Below are 18,702 nucleotides of genomic sequence, written 5' to 3' on the forward strand. Positions count from 1 at the left end.
ACGGCGGTGGTAACTATAACCATCCTAAGGTAGCGAAATTCCTTGTCGGGTAAGTTCCGACCTGCACGAATGGCGTAACGACTTCTCGACTGTCTCAACCATAGGCCCGGTGAAATTGCATTACGAGTAAAGATGCTCGTTTCGCGCAGCAGGACGGAAAGACCCCGGGACCTTTACTACAGTTTGATATTGGTGTTCGGTTCGGCTTGTGTAGGATAGGTGGGAGACTTTGAAGCGGCCACGCCAGTGGTTGTGGAGTCGCCGTTGAAATACCACTCTGGTCGTGCTGGATGTCTAACCTCGGTCCGTGATCCGGATCAGGGACAGTGTCTGATGGGTAGTTTAACTGGGGCGGTTGCCTCCTAAAGAGTAACGGAGGCGCCCAAAGGTTCCCTCAGCCTGGTTGGCAATCAGGTGTTGAGTGTAAGTGCACAAGGGAGCTTGACTGTGAGACCGACGGGTCGAGCAGGGACGAAAGTCGGGACTAGTGATCCGGCAGTGGCTTGTGGAAGCGCTGTCGCTCAACGGATAAAAGGTACCCCGGGGATAACAGGCTGATCTTCCCCAAGAGTCCATATCGACGGGATGGTTTGGCACCTCGATGTCGGCTCGTCGCATCCTGGGGCTGGAGTCGGTCCCAAGGGTTGGGCTGTTCGCCCATTAAAGCGGTACGCGAGCTGGGTTTAGAACGTCGTGAGACAGTTCGGTCCCTATCCGCTGTGCGCGTAGGAATATTGAGAAGGGCTGTCCCTAGTACGAGAGGACCGGGACGGACGAACCTCTGGTGTGCCAGTTGTCCTGCCAAGGGCATGGCTGGTTGGCTACGTTCGGAAAGGATAACCGCTGAAAGCATCTAAGCGGGAAGCCTGCTTCGAGATGAGTATTCCCACCCCCTTTGAGGGGTTAAGGCTCCCAGTAGACGACTGGGTTGATAGGCCAGATGTGGAAGCCCGGTAACGGGTGGAGCTGACTGGTACTAATAGGCCGAGGGCTTGTCCTCAGTTGCTCGCGTCCACTGTGTTGGTTCTGAAATAACAACCGCCGTGTTTTCATCCGGTTGGTTAATTTCATAGTGTTTCGGTGGTCATTGCGTTAGGGAAACGCCCGGTTACATTCCGAACCCGGAAGCTAAGCCTTTCAGCGCCGATGGTACTGCAGGGGGGACCCTGTGGGAGAGTAGGACGCCGCCGAACAATTTTTCCGGGAGACCCCCGTGCCTTTGGGCACGGGGGTTTTCTGCGTTCCGGGGTACTTGTGGGACCAGTGTTCTCGAGAGGCGTCCCTTGAATGGCGCTGCCACCGGTCGGCGCCATTCAGCCACAGGGAGAGAGCCGTGCTGCCGTCAGGTAGCTGATGTGCTCTGCGTCGCTCGGTAGCGCGATGGCGGTGTCCCGTAACGGCTGACGAATGCCTGGCGGAGCGATTCGGCGGTGCCGAAGCCGCATCGTGCGGCCACCTTCGCCACGGGGAGCGAGGTGGAGGTCAGGAGGTGAGCGGCGGCCTCGGTACGTGCGTCGCGGACGAATCGGCCCGGCGCCCTTCCAAGCTGATCGATGAACAGCCGGGCCAGGTGGCGTTCGCTCACACCCGCATGGGCGGCCAGTACGGTTGCGGTCAGGTCGCCGGACAGGTGGCCGGCGATGTGGTCGACGGCTCGCTTGACCAGCCTGTTCGTGGGTGCCGGGGTGGCTGTGAACATGCTCATCTGTGCCTGGTTTCCCGGCCGTTGCAGATAGGTGACCAGGCCGCGGGCCACGGCGCGCGCCAGCTCCGCGCCGTGGTCCTCCTCGATGAAGGCCAGGGTGAGGTCCAAGGCGCTGGTGACGCCCGCCGCGGTGGACACGCTTCCGTCGCGGGTGTAGATCGGCGCCGGATCCACGGTGATCTCCGGGTAGGCGGAGGCCAGCCGCTCCGCGAACCACCAGTGAGTGGTGGCGCGTTTCCCGTTGAGCAGGCCGGCGGCAGCCAGGATGGTCGCCCCTGTGCAGACCGAGGCCACTCTGCGGCTCTCCCCGGCCAGGCGGCGGACATGGCCGACGATCCGCGCGTTGTCCCCTGCGGCCTGATGGCCGAACCCTCCCGAGACGATCAGCGTGTCCAGCGGCCCCTTGAGCCGCTCCAGTGATCGCTGGCCCTGCAGTGTCAGCCCCGAGTCGCAGGTGATCGCACGGCCCCCCGGGGTGGCCACGCTCACGACGTAGGCAGGGCTGGCCCCGAGCCGGTTGGCGGTGGCCAAGCTTGTCGTCACGCAGGCGATGTCCAGCAACTCGGCCTCGTCGTATCCGACGAGGACCACCTCTCGTTCCTCCATGGCGGGGACCCTATGTCGGAACGACGTGTATCCCAAGAATTCCGCCCTGGTCGCTTTCTGCCCTTGGCGCTGCAGTGGGCAGGGGCTGAAGGTGACGGCATGACCAAGACGCTCGCCTTCGTGCTCTATCCCGGCATCACCCCGCTCGACCTGGTGGGGCCGCTCCAGGTGCTGTCGGCGCTGGCCCAGATCGATCCGTCGTTCGAGGTGGTCGTCGTCGGAAAGGGCCTCACGCCCCTGAGCACCGACACGCCGCTGAAGCTGACGCCCAGTCACACGTTCGGACAGGTCGCCGAGTCCTTCGCGCTGATCGTGCCCGGCGGGACCGAGCCGACCCTCGCCGCCCTGGCCGACGAGCCCTTGCTGGAGTGGATCCGCCAGGTCGCGCGGACGGCTGAGGTCGTCGGATCGGTGTGCACCGGCTCACTGATCCTGGGCGCCGCCGGCCTGCTCTACGGCCGTCGGGCCACCACCCACTGGGGCTTCCGTGACCTGCTGGCCAAGTTCGGTGCGACGCCCGTCGCCGAGCGCTGGGTCCAGGACGGTCCCGTACTCACCGCCGCAGGAGTGTCGGCCGGTATCGACATGGCCCTCCACCTGGTCGAACGCCTCGCGGGGGAACAGACGGCCCGCATGGTCCAACTCCTCATCGAGTACGACCCGCAGCCACCCCTGGGCGGCATCGACTGGCGGTCCGCCGATCTCGACTTCTTCAAGCCCCATGCCCGGACCATGGTGGAATCGGCCCTGGCCGGCCATCCCGCGCTTCTGGCCCGCATGACAACCTGAGCACCGGCGGACTGGTCGATCGAGCACCGGCCGGTCATCGCCGCGGCCCGCGAGGCCTGGGACGACACCGGCCGGACCCCCGCCTTCAGCTCCTGAGACTCACGGGTGCATGCGGGCGCCCTTGAGCACCTTGTCCACCGCGTTGCGCGGCCCGTACACCGCGAGGCCCACCAGGTCGAGCGCGTCCGCGCCCACGGCCCGTACGGCCGCCCGGTTGTCCCGGTCGTTGCCCGTGGCGAACAGGTCCGAGGTGAACAGGGACCTCGGCAGCGCGCGGGAGAGCGCCCGGCCGTGCGCGGCCGTCAGCACCTCCTTCGTCCCCTCGAAGACCAGCACGGGCTGACGGAACATCGGCAGGTACGGGGTCGCGTCGGCGTCCTCGTACGGCTCGCCGACCACCTCGGGCGCCACCGTGCCGAGCCCGCTGACCAGGAAGGCGGTCACGTTCAGGCGCTGCCAGGTCTCCAGGTCCTCGCGGAGCAGGACGGCGATCTTGGAGTCGAAGCGGACGGGGGCGTTCTCGTCAGGGGCGGTGACCTGGGCGATGACCTGGGCGGCGTTCTCGTTCTCGGTGTTCATGCTCCGAGACTCCGCGATGTCCGCCCGCCCCGTCTTGTACGTTCTTTGCGTGACGTCCGGGCAGGAGATCTCCGCGTGGCGCCCGCAGGTCGCGGGCGTCGTCGAGGTCCTGCACGCCCACTTCACCGAGCACGCCTACCCCATGCACGTGCACGACTCCTGGACCCTGCTGATCGTGGACGACGGGGCCGTCCGCTACGACCTCGACCGGTACGAGCGCGGCACTCCGCGCGACACCGTGAGCCTGCTGCCCCCGCAGGTCCCGCACAACGGCTCGCCCGCCACGGCGCACGGCTTCCGCAAGCGCGTCGTCTACCTCGACATGACCCAGCTCGACGCGAGCCTCATCGGACCCGCGGTCGACCACCCGGACTTCACCGACCCCCTGCTGCGCACCCGCGTCGGCCAGCTGCACGCGGCGCTCGCGCACCCCGGTGACGCGTTCGAGGCGGAGAGCCGGCTGGCCTTCGTGGGGGAGCGGCTGCGGGCGCTCCTGAGCCCCGCGGCCGAGAACGGTGGTGCCGTACCCGACGGCCACGGCGTCGCCCGGGACCTGCGTGATCTGCTCGACGAGCGGCTGCCGGAGGGCCTCACCCTGACCGAGGCCGCCCGTCTGGTCCACGCCCACCCCACCCATCTCGTACGGGCCTTCAGCGGTGCGTTCGGCATCGCCCCGCACCAGTACCTGACCTCCCGCCGTGTCGACCTGGCCCGCCGCCTGCTGCTCGACGGGCTGCCGCCGGGCGAGGTGGCCACCGCCGCCGGGTTCCACGACCAGTCGCACCTCACCCGGCACTTCAAACGGATCATGGGCACCACCCCGGGCCGGTACGCCGGCGGAACGCCGGGAAGCCCGGACCGCGGGGTCCGGGCTTCCGGTGGTGCGGGGGTGTGACCGCCGCGGGTCAGGCCGGGCGGAACCAGACCGTCGCCAGCGGCGGCAGGGTCACCGTGATGCTGGCCCCACGGCCGTGCGCCGGTACCTCCTCCGACTTCAGCGGCTCCTCGTTCCGCACGTCGCTGCCGCCGTAGCGGGCCGCGTCGGTGTTCAGCACCTCCACCCAGCCCTCGGCCGACTCCGGCACCCCGAGCCGGTAGTCGTGCCGGACCACCGGGGAGAAGTGGGAGACCGCGAGCAGTGGGGAGCCGTCCGCGTCGTAGCGGAGGAACGCCAGGACGTTGTCCTCCGCCGCACCGCCGTCCACCCAGCTGAAGCCGCCCGGGTCGGTGTCGCGCTGCCAGAGCGCGGGGACCGCGCCGTACACCGCGTTCAGGTCGCCGACCAGGTCGCGTACGCCGCGGTGGTCGCCGGACGCCTCGTACGCCGGGTCGAGCAGCCACCAGTCCGGGCCGTGGCCCTCCGACCACTCGGCGCCCTGCGCGAACTCCTGGCCCATGAAAAGGAGTTGTTTACCGGGGTGCGCCCACATGAAGCCGAGGTACGCGCGGTGGTTGGCGCGCTGCTGCCACCAGTCACCGGGCATCTTCGAGACCAGTGCCTGCTTGCCGTGGACCACCTCGTCGTGCGAGATCGGCAGCACGTAGTTCTCGCTGTACGCGTACACCATCGAGAAGGTCATCTCGTTGTGGTGGTACTTGCGGTGCACCGGCTCCTTCGCCATGTAGGTGAGGGAGTCGTGCATCCAGCCCATGTTCCACTTCAGCCCGAACCCGAGTCCGCCGAAGCCGTCCGGGCCGATGTGGTGGGTGGCGCGGGTGACGCCGTTCCACGCGGTGGACTCCTCGGCGATCGTCACCACCCCGGGGTTGCGGCGGTAGACGGTCGCGTTCATCTCCTGGAGGAAGGCCACCGCGTCCAGGTTCTCCCGGCCGCCGTGCTCGTTGGGCGACCACTGACCCTCCTCGCGGGAGTAGTCGAGGTAGAGCATGGAGGCGACGGCGTCGACCCGGAGCCCGTCGATGTGGAACTCCTCGCACCAGTAAGTGGCGTTGGAGACGAGGAAGTTGCGGACCTCCTTGCGGCCGAAGTCGAACTCCAGGGTGCCCCAGTCCGGGTGCGCCGCGCGGTTCGGGTCGGAGTGCTCGTACAGCGGGCGCCCGTCGAACTCGGCCAGCGCCCACGCGTCGCGCGGGAAGTGCGCGGGCACCCAGTCCATGATCACGCCGATGCCCGCCCGGTGCAGCGAGTCCACCAGGTGGCGGAAATCGTCCGGGGTGCCCATGCGGGAGGTCGGCGCGTAGAAACCGGTCACCTGGTAGCCCCAGGAGCCGCCGAACGGATGCTCGGAGACCGGCATCAGCTCCACGTGCGTGAAGCCCAGGTCCTTGACGTACGCGGGCAGTTGCTCCGCGAGCTGGCGGTACGTCAGGCGGGGTCGCCAGGAGGGGAGATGGACCTCGTACACCGAGAACGGTGCCTCGTGCACCGGGCGGTCGCCCCGCCGCTCCATCCAGTCGCCGTCCTGCCACGCGTAGTGCGAGGCCGTCACCACCGAGGCGGTGGCGGGCGGCACCTCGGCGGCGCGGGCCATCGGGTCGGCGCGCAGGGTGTGCGAGCCGTCCGGGCGGCAGATGTCGAACTTGTAGAGCGCGCCCTCGCCCACGCCCGGGAGGAACAGCTCCCACACCCCGGTCGACCCGAGCGAACGCATCGGCAGCGCGGTGCTGTCCCAGTAGGTGAAGTCGCCCGCGATCCGCACCCCCCGGGCGTTGGGCGCCCACACCGTGAACCGGGTCCCGGCGACCCCCTGGTGCTCCATGACCCGTGAGCCCAGCGCGGTCCACAGCTCCTCGTGCCGGCCCTCGCCGATCAGGTGCAGGTCCAGCTCACCGATCGCGGGCAGGAAGCGGTACGGGTCCTCGATCTCGATCTCGTCGTCCGCGTAGGCGACCAGCAGCCGGTACTCGGGTACGGCCCCGAGCGGCAGCACGCCGGAGAAGAAGCCGTCGCCTTCGTCGAGGAGTTCGGCGCGGAGCGCTTCCGCGAGCACCGTCACGGCACGCGCGTACGGGCGCAGTACCCGCACCAGCACCCCGCCGTCGTGGGGGTGCGCCCCGAGCAGGTCGTGCGGGGCGTGGTGCTCGCCGGCGAGCAGCCGGCCGCGGTCCGCGTCGTGCAGGGCGGGCGCGGGCCGGACGCCCTCGCGGACGTCGGTGCCGCCGCGTCGGGGGTGCGGCGGCACCCCGGTCTTCCGCTTGGCCTTGGGACGCTTCTCCGGGGGAGCGTCTGCCGGGGCGGGCGCGGTCGTGGTGACCGTGGCGGTCGCGGCGGAGGCCGCCGGCTCCGGCACGTCGGCCGTCCCGGTCGTCACCGGCTGCGGGGCTGGTACGACCTCGGTTTCGACGGGGGCGGGCTTCTTCCTGGACGGCTTACGGGCGGTCACGGGGGACGGCCTCCTCGGGGGGTCGGTCGGTGCGGGGGCGGGGCGTGCGGATGGGGAGGACCGTGCGGGCCGGGGCGCCCGCGGGTCCACCGGGCCGCGCGGCGGGGATGCCGCGCGGCCCGGGATCAGGTGGACGCGGCCAGCCGCTGGATCGCGGCCATCGGGACGGGCAGCCAGTCGGGGCGGTGCCGTGCCTCGTACAGCACCTCGTACACCGCCTTGTCCGTCTCGTGGGCGCGCAGCAGCTCGGGTTCGCTGCGGGGGTCGGTGCCCGAGACGTCGGCGTACCCCTCGCAGTAAGCGGAGCGGCAGCGCTCGGCCCAGGCGTCGCTCCACGGGCGGTGGGAGCGGGCCGCGTAGTCGAAGGACCGGAGCATCCCGGCGACGTCGCGCACCGGTGGCTGCGGGCTGCGGCGTTCGGCGAGCGGCCGGGCGGGTTCGCCCTCGAAGTCGATCAGTGACCAGAACCCGTCGGCGGCGCGGAGGGTCTGTCCGAGGTGCAGATCGCCGTGGACCCGGTGGGTGGCCCAGGAGCGGCCCCGGTGTCCGAGCTCCGCCACCGCCTCGAAGGCGGCGTGCAGCGCGGGGACGTACGGCAGGAGTGCGGGGACCGCCTGCGCGGTCGACTCCAGCCGCTGGGTCATTCCGGCGACGAGCTGTTCGGTGCCGGGAAGGCGCAGGTCAGGGCCCGGCAGGGCGGAGGCGAGCGCGGCGTGGACCTCGGCGGTGGCCCGGCCGAGCGCGCGCGCCTCGGGGACGAAGTCGCGTCCCTCCGCGAGGGCGGCGAGGGCCAGTTGCCAGCCGTCCTCGGCACCGCGCAGGAAGGGTTGCAGCACTCCGAGGGTGAGCGGTTCCGGGGTGGTGGCCTCGAACCAGGCGACGGGTGCGGGCACCCGTCCGCAGCCCTCGCCGACGAGGGCGAGCGGCAGCTCCAGGTCGGGGTTGGTCCCGGGGAAGACTCTCCGCAGGATCTTGAGGATGTACGCGTCGCCGAAGACGAGCGAGGAGTTGGACTGCTCGGTGTCCAGCAGCCGGGGCGCGAGCCCCGCCGGAATCGTTTCCGCGCGCTCGAAGCGGAGCGCCCCGAGCGGCCCCGGGCGGCGGAACCGCTCCAGCAGCAGCCCGGCGAGCCGGGGGTCGTGGAGGCCCTCGTACACGGTGCGGCCGGCCAGCGGGCCGTCCGTGACCCGCCCGATGAGGGCGGAGGCCAGGCTCGGCGGCAGGGTGGTCCGGACTCCCAGCAGGAGCTGGTAGCAGTCACCGGTGGCGCGGGCGGGCAGTCCCGGCTGGTGGACCCGGACCAGGAGGTGGAGCAGTCCGGGGCCGGTCGTCGAGGAGTCCACCGGCAGTATCTCGGTCGCGGAGACCAGGGTGAACCCGGCCACCGGGTGGCCCTTGCCGGCGAACCAGCGTTGCCGGGGGAGCCAGTCGTGGAGCAGCGGGGCGAGTGAGGGCAGCAGTGCCGTCCCCGCCGCGGCGCCCCCGGGCCGTGGATGGGCTTGCGGGTGGGGCGCCTGTTTCGTGGTGCTCTTCGCCAGGGCGACGTGAGTGGATGCAGCCTCCGACATGGCATCGCGTCCTTTCCCCGGGCACACAGATGCGAGGAGTGTCCCGGATTGCGGCAATGGCTGTCCGGCTGTGCGGGACGTGTCGGGTGAGGATGGTCCGTACGGACTCGAATGGCCCAACGGCCGTCCGGGTCCTCCAGCGCTCGATGTGGGGGAGAGTGCCCCGTGCGGGACGGCGGAAACCGTCCCGCAGGAGCGTTGCGTACCGTTCCTCCGGGCGTAACGCCCCGGCGGAGCCGGTCAGATGGCCGGGGCTTCCTTCCGCAGGCGGAACCAGTAGAAGCCGTGGCCGGCGAGAGTGAGCAGGTAGGGCCACTCGCCGACGGCCGGGAACCGCACCCCGCCGATCAGTTCGACCGGGTGGCGTCCGTTGAACGACCGCAGATCGAGCTCCGTCGGCTGCGCGAACCGGGAGAAGTTGTGGACGCACAGCACGAGGTCGTCCCCGTACTCGCGGGTGAACGCGAGCACCGCAGGGTTGGACGAGGGCAGTTCGGTGTACTCGCCCAGCCCGAAGGCCGGATTCTGCTTGCGGATCTCGATCATCCGGCGGGTCCAGTGCAGCAGCGAGGAGGGCGACGCCATCGACGCCTCGACGTTGGTGACCTGGTAGCCGTAGACCGGGTCCATGATCGTGGGCAGGAAGAGCCGGCCCGGGTCGCTGGAGGAGAAGCCGGCGTTGCGGTCCGGCGTCCACTGCATCGGGGTGCGCACCCCGTCGCGGTCGCCCAGCCAGATGTTGTCGCCCATCCCGATCTCGTCCCCGTAGTAGAGGATCGGGGAGCCGGGCAGCGACAGCAGCAGAGCGGTGAACAGCTCGATCTGGTTGCGGTCGTTGTCCAGCAGCGGGGCGAGGCGGCGCCGGATGCCGATGTTGGCGCGCATCCTCGGGTCCTTGGCGTACTCCGCGTACATATAGTCGCGCTCTTCGTCCGTGACCATTTCGAGGGTGAGCTCGTCGTGGTTGCGCAGGAAGATGCCCCACTGGCAGTTCTTCGGGATCGCCGGTGTCTTGGCGAGGACTTCGGAGACCGGGTAGCGGCTCTCCCGCCGTACCGCCATGAAGATGCGCGGCATCACCGGGAAGTGGAACGCCATGTGGCACTCGTCGCCGCCGGCCTGGTAGTCGCCGAAGTAGTCGACGACGTCCTCGGGCCACTGGTTGGCCTCGGCGAGCAGCACGGTGTCCGGGTAGTTGGCGTCGATCTCCTTGCGGACCCGCTTGAGGAAGCCGTGGGTCTCGGGGAGGTTCTCGCAGTTGGTGCCCTCGCGCTGGTAGAGGTAGGGCACGGCGTCCACGCGGAAGCCGTCGATGCCGAGGTCCAGCCAGAACCGGAGGGCGGAGATGATCTCCTCCTGCACCGCCGGGTTGTCGTAGTTGAGGTCGGGCTGGTGCGAGAAGAACCGGTGCCAGTAGTACTGCTTGCGCACCGGGTCGAAGGTCCAGTTCGAGGTCTCCGTGTCGACGAAGATGATCCTCGCGTCGGGGAACTGCTTGTCGTCGTCGGCCCAGACGTAGTAGTCGCCGTACGGCCCGTCGGGGTCCGAGCGGGACTGCTGGAACCACTCGTGCTGGTCGCTCGTGTGGTTCATGACGAAGTCGATGATGACGCGCATGCCGCGCTGGTGCGCGGCGTCCACGAACTCCACGAAGTCGGCGAGGTCGCCGAACTCCGGAAGGACCGCGGTGTAGTCGGAGACGTCGTAACCGCCGTCGCGCAGCGGCGACTTGAAGAACGGCGGCAGCCAGAGGCAGTCGATGCCCAGCCACTGGAGGTAGTCCAGCTTGGCGGTGATGCCCTTGAGGTCTCCGATGCCGTCGCCGTTGGAGTCCTGGAAGGACCGGACGAGTACCTCGTAGAAGACGGCGCGCTTGAACCAGTCGGGATCCCGGTCCTTGGCGGGGGTGTCCTCGAAGGTGTCGGGAACAGGCTCATTCACGATCATGGTGTGGGTGACCCTCCGGTCGGCGGGGACGGTCGCAGGACGACGATGTGCGCGGGCGTGATACCCGGCTCTAGGCGCACATAGAAGGCCCTGCCCCAGTGATAGGTGTCGCCGGTGAGCTCGTCGCGCACCGGCACGCTCTCGTGCCAGTCGAGGCCGAGTTGCGGCATGTCCAACGAGACCGTGGCCTCCTGGGTGTGGTGCGGGTCGAGGTTCACGACCACCAGGAGGGTGTTCGATCCGGAGCGCTTGCTGTACGCGATCAGCGCGTCGTTGTCGACGGAGTGGAAGTGGACGTCACGCAGCTGCCGGAGCGCCGGATGGCGGCGCCTGATCCGGTTGAGCGACGTGATCAGCGGAGCCAGCGAGCGTCCCTCCCGCTCGGCCGACTCCCAGTCCCTGGGCCTGAGTTCGTACTTCTCCGAGTGCAGGTACTCCTCGCTCCCCGGGCGCACCGGGGTGTTCTCGCACAGCTCGAATCCCGCGTACACGCCCCAGGACGGGGAGAGCGTCGCGGCCAGCACGGCCCGTGCCTCGAAGGCCGGCCGCCCGCCGTCCTGGAGGTAACCGGGAAGGATGTCGGGGGTGTTCACGAAGAAGTTGGGCCGCATGTACGCGGCCGACTCGCCCGAGACCTCGGTGGCGTACTCGGTGAGCTCCTGCTTCGTGTTCCGCCAGGTGAAGTACGTGTACGACTGCTGGAAACCGACCTTCGCCAGCGTGTGCATCATCGCCGGGCGGGTGAACGCCTCGGCGAGGAAGACCACGTCCGGGTCGGTGCCGTTGATCTCCCCGATCACCCGCTCCCAGAAGACGACCGGCTTGGTGTGCGGGTTGTCCACCCGGAAGATCCGCACCCCCCGGTCCATCCAGAACCGCAGCACCCGCACGGTCTCGGCGATCAGCCCGCGCATGTCCTTGTCGAAGGCGATCGGGAAGATGTCCTGGTACTTCTTCGGCGGGTTCTCCGCGTACGCGATCGACCCGTCCGGGCGGTGGTGGAACCACTCCGGGTGCTCCTTCACCCAGGGGTGGTCGGGGGAGCACTGGAGCGCGAAGTCCAGCGCGATCTCCATCCGCAGGGTGCGGGCCGTCTCCACGAAGTGGTCGAAGTCCTCCAGCGTGCCGAGGTCGGGGTGGACGGCGTCGTGGCCGCCGTCCGCCGAACCGATCGCCCAGGGCACGCCCGGGTCGTCGGCGCCCGCGGTCAGGGTGTTGTCCGGCCCCTTGCGGTGGGAGGTGCCGATGGGGTGGACCGGCGGCAGGTAGACGACGTCGAAGCCCATCGCGGCCACCGCCGGCAGCCGCTCGGCCGCCGTCCGGAACGTGCCGCTGACCAGCCGGGTCCCTCCGCCGGGGACGGTTTCGCGGCGGGCGCCCTCGGAGCGCGGGAAGAGTTCGTACCACGCGCCGTACAGCGCACGCGGGCGCTCGACGACCAGCGGCAGGGGGCGCGAAGCGGTGACCAGCTCGCGCAGCGGGAAGCGGGCGAGCGGGTCGGCCACCGCCGGGGTGAGCGCCGCCGCCAGCCGGTCCGCGGGCGTACGGGTGGCGTCGCGCAACGCGTCGACGGCGGCGAGCACCGCCTCCCGCCCGTCCTTCTTCGGAACGCCCGACGCCGCGCGCTCGTGGAGCGCCGCGCCCTCGGCGAGCACCAGTTCGGTGTCGAGGCCGGCCGGGATCTTGATCTGCGCGAGCCGCCGCCAGGTGGTCAGCGGGTCGCTCCACGCCTCGACCTTGTACGTCCAGCGCCCCTCGGAGTCAGGGGTGACGTCCGCTCCCCACCGGTCCGTACCCGGGGCCAGTTCGCGCAGCGGTACGAAGGGGCCGCGCCGCCCGCTCGGGTCGCGCAGTACGACGTTGGCCGCCACCGCGTCATGGCCTTCGCGGAAGACGGTGGCGGAGACCTGGAAGGTCTCGCCCACCACCGCCTTCGCCGGGCGTCTGCCGCAGTCGACGAGCGGGCGGACGTCCAGGACGGGGATACGACCGATCATGACATCACCTGAAAGCTGGAGCGGGGCGTGCGGGGACGACGGCACGCGCGGCGAGGACCGCATCCGCGTGCCGCGAGAATGGGGATCAGTCCTTTGTAGCTGCTCAGCTGTCTGCTGACGGGCTGTGGGCATGGCCGCTCCTGTCCGCGTTCACTCGAATGGCACTCGAATGGCTGGCGTGCGCGGGGACGGTGCGCACGCTGCGGGGGTGTGCGCGTTCGTGTGATGCCGGGTCGGCTGTGTACGCGGGTAGCCTTCCCACCGCTTTCGCGCGGTCAACCCGGCGCCGTGTTAACTACTGGGTCGTAATCCGGACGCCGCGCGCGTCCGACGCCTGACTCCGGGCGTGCGGCGTCACACGAGTCACCGGGTACCCGCGCTCAGGCGACTCGCACCTCCCGGTGGGTTCGCCACCCCGGAAGCCTCTCCCGGCCGGCCCGGGCCCACAAGGTCGCCCGAGGGGGTGAAATCAGCCATATCCGTTCGGCGCGGGCGGGGTTGCCGGGACTACCGGGACACCTGGGGCGGCGGGCGGAGGGCGGCGCGGGAGCCCGCGGACGCGTGCGCCGGACCGTGCCGCCGCCTCGTGCGCCGTGGCCGTACCGGGCGGGAGGCCGTTACCGTCGTCGTGGTGGAGCGGCGCACACCGTGGTGCGGCGTCCCCTCGGATTCGCAACTCCCCTGTAAAGGTGGAACGCGTGAAGGCCATTCGTCGGTTCACCGTACGTCCCGTCCTCCCCGACTCCCTGCGACCCCTGCACGACCTCGCGCGCAATCTGCGGTGGTCGTGGCACACCGAGACCCAGGAACTCTTCCGGTCCGTCGACCCCGAGGGGTGGCGCCCGGAGGACGCCGACCCCGTGCGGCTCCTCGGCTCCGTCTCCGCCTCCCGGCTGGCCGAACTCGCCCGCGACGAGGAGTTCCTCGGCCGCCTCGGTGAGGCCGCCGACGAGCTCGACGGGTACCTCACCGGAGACCGGTGGTACCAGAACCAGCTCGCCCAGGGCGGCCAACTCCCCAGCTCCGTCGCCTACTTCTCACCCGAGTTCGGCGTGACCGCCGCGCTGCCGCAGTACTCCGGCGGACTCGGCATCCTCGCCGGCGACCACCTCAAGGCCGCCAGCGACCTCGGCGTCCCGCTCATCGGGGTCGGCCTGCTCTACCGGCACGGCTACTTCCGTCAGTCGCTCTCCCGAGACGGCTGGCAGCAGGAGACCTATCCGGTGCTCGACCCCAACGAGCTCCCGGTCACCCTGCTGCGCGAACACGACGGCACTCCCGCCCGGGTGGTGCTCGCCCTGCCCGGCGGACGCTCCCTGCACGCCTGCGTCTGGAAGGCGCAGGTCGGCCGGGTCCCCCTCCTCATGCTCGACTCCGACGTCGAGGAGAACGCCCCCGGCGAACGCGACGTCACCGACCGGCTCTACGGAGGCGGCAGCGACCACCGGCTCCTCCAGGAGATGCTCCTCGGCATCGGCGGGGTGCGCGCCGTGCGCACCTGGTGCCGGCTCACCGGCGCTCCCGCCCCCGAGGTGTTCCACACCAACGAGGGCCACGCGGGCTTTCTCGGACTCGAACGCATCCGGGAACTCACCGGAGCGGGCCAGGCACCCGGCCAACCCGGCCAAGCCGGCGGAACCGGTCAGGCGCCCGGCCAACCCGGGGGCGGCGCACTCGACTTCGACTCCGCGCTCGAAGTCGTCCGGGCCGGGGCCGTCTTCACCACCCACACCCCCGTTCCCGCCGGCATAGACCGTTTCGACCGCCAGCTCGTCGCCCGGCACTTCGGCGACGACGGCGAACTCCCCGGAGTCCCCGTCGACCGCGTCCTCGCCCTCGGCGAGGAGACGTACGAGGGCGGCACCCCCGGCATCTTCAACATGGCGGTCATGGGACTCAGGCTCGCCCAGCGCGCCAACGGCGTCTCCACCCTGCACGGGGCCGTCAGCCGGGAGATGTTCTCCGGGCTCTGGCCGGGATTCGACCCGGCGGAGGTGCCCATCACCTCCGTCACCAACGGCGTGCACGCCCCCACCTGGGTCGCCCCCGAGGTACTGAGCCTGGGCGCCCGGCAGGTCGGCGAGGACCGCGCCCGGGACGCGCTCGCCGGCGGCGAGGTCGCCACCGGCAACGGCACCGACCGCACCGGCACCCCCCGCCGCTGGGACGCCGTCTCCGCCATCCCCGACCGCGAGATCTGGGACCTGCGCCGGGTGCTGCGCGAACAGCTCGTCACCGAGGTACGCAAGCGCCTCTACGCCTCCTGGCGCAGGCGCGGCGCCGGCACCGCCGAACTCGGCTGGATCGACGGCGTCCTCGACCCCGACGTCCTCACCATCGGCTTCGCCCGCCGGGTCCCCTCGTACAAGCGGCTCACCCTGATGCTCCGCGACAAGGACCGGCTGACCCGGCTGCTGCTCCACCCGACCCGGCCCATCCAGATCGTCGTCGCCGGCAAGGCCCACCCCGCCGACGACGGCGGGAAGCGGCTGATCCGGGAGCTGGTCCGGTTCGCCGACGACGCCCAGGTCCGCCACCGGATCGTCTTCCTGCCCGACTACGGCATGGCCATGGCGCAGAAGCTCTACCCCGGCTGCGACGTCTGGCTCAACAACCCGCTGCGCCCGCTGGAGGCCTGCGGCACGAGCGGGATGAAGGCCGCCCTCAACGGCAGCCTCAACCTCTCGGTGCGCGACGGCTGGTGGGACGAGTGGTTCGAGCCGGACTTCGGCTGGGCCATCCCGACCGCCGACGGTTCCGCCGTCGACGACGACCGGCGCGACGAACTGGAGGCCGACGCCCTCTACGCGCTGATCGAGGACCGGGTCGCCCCGCGCTTCTACGACCGGGGTGAGCACGGGCTGCCCGAGCGGTGGATCGAGATGGTCCGCCGCACCCTGGCCGCCCTCGGCCCGAAGCTCCTCGCCGGACGCATGGTCCGGGAGTACGTGGAGCGGCTCTACGCCCCCGCCGCGGTGTCGCGGAGGGCGCTCGACGCCCCGGCCGCGCGGGACCTGGCCGCGTGGAAGTCGAAGGTACGGGCTGCCTGGCCGCAGGTGGCCGTCGACCACGTCGAGACGGTCACCGACACCGCCGCGAGCGGCTCGGCGGAGCTGGGCGCCACCCTCGCGCTGCGGGTCCGCATCGCGCTGGGCGGGCTCGCCCCGGAGGACCTGGAGGTGCAGGTCGTCGCCGGGCGGGTGGACTCCGGCGACGCCCTCGTCGACGCCCAGACCACCCCGCTGAAGGTGGCCGGCGCCGGCGACCTTGAGGACCACCGGATCTACGAGGGGCCGCTCTCGCTGGACCGTACGGGCCCGTACGGCTACACCGTCCGCGTCCTGCCGTCGCACCCGCTGCTGGCCTCCGGGGCCGAACTCGGCCTGGTGGCCCTGCCGGACGCGACGGTCGGGGAGGAGGAGGGCGGCCCGGTGCTCCGCTGACCGGATGCGTACAGCGCAGCCGGTGCCTCTGGCGGGGAACGTGCGGACGGCCCGGGAGGAGAGGTGATCTCCTCCCGGGCCGTCCGGCATGCGTGACCGGTCAGTACAGGGCTTGCCGGTCGGTGATCGGCCGGTTCGTGAAGGGGCCGGTCAGGTGGGTCAGAAGGTGAGCTTGAAGCTGTTGATCTTGCCGGTGTCGCCCGAGGCGACGTCCTGCACCTTCAGCTTCCAGACACCGTTGGCGACCTGCGCCGAGGCGTTGACCGTGTAGGTCGCCACCACGTTGTCGGCCGAGTCGCTCGACGAGGAGCTCTTCAGCCGGTACGAGGTCCCGTTCGGGCCGACGAGGTCGACGACCAGGTCACCGCGCCAGGTGTGGGTGATGTCCACGCCGACCTGGAGGGTGCTCGGGGCGTTGCCGGTGACACCGGAGACGGTGAGCGAGCTGGTGACCGCGGCGCCGTTGTCCGGGATCGAGACGGCGGTGGTGCTGGTGAAGACCGTCCCGGTGGGGGGCGTCGTACCGCCGGGGCGGGTGCCGACGTTGATGCCGGCCCAGGCGTTGGCCACGGCGGTGTACTCGGCGCTCGTCGTGCCGTACAGCTCACCGGCGGCGGCGAGGGTGCCGGTACGCGCGGAGGCGTAGTTGGTCGTCGTGGTGAACTTCGTGGTGAGCGCGCGGTACCAGATCGCCAGCGCCTTGTCCCGGCCGATCCCGGTCACGGCGAGGCCGTCCGAGGTCGGCGAGTTGTAGGAGACGCCGTTGACGGTCTTGGCGCCGCTGCCCTCGGAGAGCAGGTAGAAGAAGTGGTTCGCCGGGCCCGAGGAGTAGTGGACGTCGGAGCTGCCGATGCCGGAGAACCACGAGTCGTACGACCCGCCGTCCTTGCTCGGCTTGTCCATGTAGCGCAGCGGGGTGCCGTCGCCGTTGATGTCGATCTTCTCGCCGACGAGGTAGTCGCCCGGGTCGGCCGTGGTGTTGGAGTAGAACTCCACACCCGCGGCGAAGATGTCGCTGGTCGCCTCGTTGAGGCCACCGGACTCACCGCTGTAGACGAGGCCGGCGGTGGCGGCGGTGACACCGTGCGACATCTCGTGGGCCGCGACGTCGAGCGAGGTCAGCGGGGCGGCGTTGCCCGACCCGTCGCCGTAGGTCATGCAGAAGCAGCTGTCGGTCCAGAAGGCGTTGACGTAGTTGTTGCCGTAGTGGACGCGGGAGTAGGCGGCGACGCCGTTGCCCTTGATGCCGGTGCGGCCGTGGACGTTCTTGTAGTAGTCCCACGTCTCGGCCGCGCCGTAGTGGGCGTCGGCGGCGGCGGTCTCGGTGTTGGTGCCGACGCCGTTGCCCCAGACGTCGTCCGCGCCGGAGAAGAGCGTCCCGGTGCCCGAGGTGCCGTGGTTCAGGTTGTACGTCTTGTGCCCGCCGCGCGTGGAGTCGGTCAGGTTGTACGAGCCCGTGGTGCCCGAGGTGCCGAGGGTGACGGTGCCGCTGTACTGCGTGTTGCCGGTACCGGTCTCGATGCCCTGCCACTCGAAGAGCTTGGCGCCGGAGGCCGCGTCGGTCACGACGTGCAGCTCGTTGGGGGTGCCGTCCTCCTGGAGGCCGCCGACCACCGTCTCGAAGGCGAGCTTCGGGGTGCCGTCCGCCAGCCAGACCACCTTGCGGGGGGCCTGGCTCGCCGCGGTGGCCTTCGAACCGTCGGCCGAGGCCGCGCTGAGCGCCTGCTTCTCCGCGGCGGCCGGGGCGATGCCGGCGACGGTGCCGACGGCCTTCAGCTGCGCGGTGGTCGCTTTCGACGCCTTGGTGACGGACTCGGTGGCGCCGGCCGCGCTCGACGTGACGACGAGGTCGCCGCCGAGGACCGGCAGGCCGCCGAGGGTGCGCTCGTAACGGGTGTGCACCGTACCGTCGGCGTCCTTGACGACGTCACGGACGACGAGCTTCTCCGTCGCGCCGAGCCCGAGTTCCTTGGCGGTGGTCGCCTTGTCCGCGTCGGCCGCGGAGATCAGGGCGGCACGCTGGGCGGGGGAGAGTGCCGCGGGAAGCGCACCCGAGTTGACCTTGCCCAGGGCGGGGGAGACCGCCGGGGCCGAGGCGGGGGTGGCGGTCGCCGAGGGCGAGGTGACTCCCACGGCGACCAGGGCCGCCGCGGCTATGAGTGCGCCGGTCGCGGTGGTGCGACGGCTGTGCGTGAGTCTCACGCGGACTCCTTCTGCGAGGGGGGTACCGGCGGGCAGTGGCCCGGTCGGCAGTGCAGGCGGTGCGCGGAACGACGGAAGAGTGACAGTCGCGGCGGGCCTCTGTCAGGAGCGCGTCAATGATTTGGCCAGAACTCGTCCGTTGCCGGGTGGCCGGTGTTCGTTAAGCGGACGTTTCGTCGATCTTCGTCATGCCGACACCCGCCGGCCGTCCGGTGCCGTAACCACTGAGAACGGCGGCGTGCGGCCCTGGGCGGTGTGTTCGAAACCTTCAGGGCTCCGGGGCTCCGGCTCACGTGTTGAGACGCTCGGGGCGCATGGCTCATAACGAGCCATGCGCCGGGCGTGCCGAGCGGGGGAGTGAGGGGAGGGGGCGGGTGTCGCGCGGACGCGGGGCGTGAGGCCCGCGAGTGGGGTCCGGGGTGTGGCTCAGGGGGCGACTCGGGGTGCGGCCGGGGTGCGACTCGGGGTGCGCGGCGCCGGACGTGTGACGGGTCGACGGCACGGTCGTACGATCATTCCATC

10 protein-coding genes and 2 rRNA genes (1 of these 12 only partly in view) are annotated in these 18,702 nt (G+C 70.5%); 5 read left to right on the top strand and 7 right to left on the bottom strand.

Annotated features, from left to right (window positions below; genetic code table 11):
- Together OG599_RS24085 and rrf are read left to right on the top strand one after the other, a co-directional pair.
- A 23S ribosomal RNA gene (locus OG599_RS24085) occupies window positions 1-1,000 on the top strand (it extends 2,126 nt beyond the left edge of the window).
- Between the two features lie 76 nt (window positions 1,001-1,076).
- Window positions 1,077-1,193, top strand: a 5S ribosomal RNA gene (gene rrf / locus OG599_RS24090).
- 149 nt (window positions 1,194-1,342) lie between these two features.
- Here rrf and OG599_RS24095 read toward each other — a convergent pair.
- A complete protein-coding gene (locus OG599_RS24095) occupies window positions 1,343-2,311 on the bottom strand; it encodes a GlxA family transcriptional regulator (protein WP_327178057.1) in 969 nt (322 codons plus the stop codon).
- A 99-nt stretch (window positions 2,312-2,410) separates the two neighbouring features.
- Between OG599_RS24095 and OG599_RS24100 the strand changes: the two genes are divergently transcribed.
- Entirely contained in the window at window positions 2,411-3,100 is a 690-nt protein-coding gene (locus tag OG599_RS24100; protein WP_327178058.1) for a DJ-1/PfpI family protein, read from the top strand.
- Window positions 3,101-3,199: 99 nt separating this feature from the next.
- Here OG599_RS24100 and OG599_RS24105 read toward each other — a convergent pair whose 3' ends face one another.
- A complete protein-coding gene (locus OG599_RS24105; protein ID WP_327178059.1) occupies window positions 3,200-3,679 on the bottom strand; it encodes a DUF2000 domain-containing protein in 480 nt (159 codons plus the stop codon).
- Between the two features lie 49 nt (window positions 3,680-3,728).
- Between OG599_RS24105 and OG599_RS24110 the strand changes: the two genes are divergently transcribed.
- Window positions 3,729-4,574, top strand: a complete 846-nt coding sequence (locus OG599_RS24110) for an AraC family transcriptional regulator (protein WP_442809519.1) — start codon at window positions 3,729-3,731, stop codon at window positions 4,572-4,574.
- Between the two features lie 10 nt (window positions 4,575-4,584).
- Here the strand turns inward: OG599_RS24110 and glgB are convergent, their stop codons facing one another.
- From glgB to OG599_RS24130, 4 genes are all read right to left on the bottom strand, one after another.
- Window positions 4,585-7,023: a 1,4-alpha-glucan branching enzyme gene (gene glgB / locus OG599_RS24115; protein WP_327178061.1), complete on the bottom strand. Its 2,439-nt coding sequence runs from the start codon at window positions 7,021-7,023 to the stop codon at window positions 4,585-4,587.
- Between the two features lie 125 nt (window positions 7,024-7,148).
- Complete coding sequence (locus OG599_RS24120; RefSeq protein ID WP_327178062.1) at window positions 7,149-8,591, bottom strand: maltokinase N-terminal cap-like domain-containing protein; 1,443 nt, start codon at window positions 8,589-8,591, stop codon at window positions 7,149-7,151.
- 240 nt (window positions 8,592-8,831) lie between these two features.
- A complete protein-coding gene (treS, locus tag OG599_RS24125) occupies window positions 8,832-10,538 on the bottom strand; it encodes a maltose alpha-D-glucosyltransferase (RefSeq protein ID WP_266709274.1) in 1,707 nt (568 codons plus the stop codon).
- Window positions 10,535-12,535, bottom strand: a complete 2,001-nt coding sequence (locus OG599_RS24130; protein WP_327178063.1) for an alpha-1,4-glucan--maltose-1-phosphate maltosyltransferase — start codon at window positions 12,533-12,535, stop codon at window positions 10,535-10,537. The genes treS and OG599_RS24130 overlap by 4 nt, the downstream gene beginning before the upstream one ends.
- A gap of 698 nt (window positions 12,536-13,233) precedes the next feature.
- On the opposite strand from OG599_RS24130, the gene glgP reads away from it, so the two are divergent.
- Window positions 13,234-15,978: an alpha-glucan family phosphorylase gene (gene glgP, locus OG599_RS24135; RefSeq protein ID WP_327178064.1), complete on the top strand. Its 2,745-nt coding sequence runs from the start codon at window positions 13,234-13,236 to the stop codon at window positions 15,976-15,978.
- Window positions 15,979-16,137: 159 nt separating this feature from the next.
- Here glgP and OG599_RS24140 read toward each other — a convergent pair whose 3' ends face one another.
- Window positions 16,138-18,180 carry a M4 family metallopeptidase gene (locus tag OG599_RS24140; protein ID WP_327178065.1) on the bottom strand — a complete coding sequence of 681 codons (2,043 nt, stop codon included), beginning with the start codon at window positions 18,178-18,180 and terminating at the stop codon, window positions 16,138-16,140.
- Window positions 18,181-18,702 lie beyond the last annotated feature (522 nt).

The organism is Streptomyces sp. NBC_01335 (assembly GCF_035953295.1).
Lineage (GTDB): Bacteria > Actinomycetota > Actinomycetes > Streptomycetales > Streptomycetaceae > Streptomyces.

Coding starts and splice junctions, on each gene's coding strand:
- OG599_RS24095 (WP_327178057.1), bottom strand. CDS start 2,311: ATGGAGGAACGAGAGGTGGTCCTCGTCGGATACGACGAGGCCGAGTTG.
- OG599_RS24100 (WP_327178058.1), top strand. CDS start 2,411: ATGACCAAGACGCTCGCCTTCGTGCTCTATCCCGGCATCACCCCGCTC.
- OG599_RS24105 (WP_327178059.1), bottom strand. CDS start 3,679: ATGAACACCGAGAACGAGAACGCCGCCCAGGTCATCGCCCAGGTCACC.
- OG599_RS24120 (WP_327178062.1), bottom strand. CDS start 8,591: ATGTCGGAGGCTGCATCCACTCACGTCGCCCTGGCGAAGAGCACCACG.
- treS (WP_266709274.1), bottom strand. CDS start 10,538: ATGATCGTGAATGAGCCTGTTCCCGACACCTTCGAGGACACCCCCGCC.
- OG599_RS24130 (WP_327178063.1), bottom strand. CDS start 12,535: ATGATCGGTCGTATCCCCGTCCTGGACGTCCGCCCGCTCGTCGACTGC.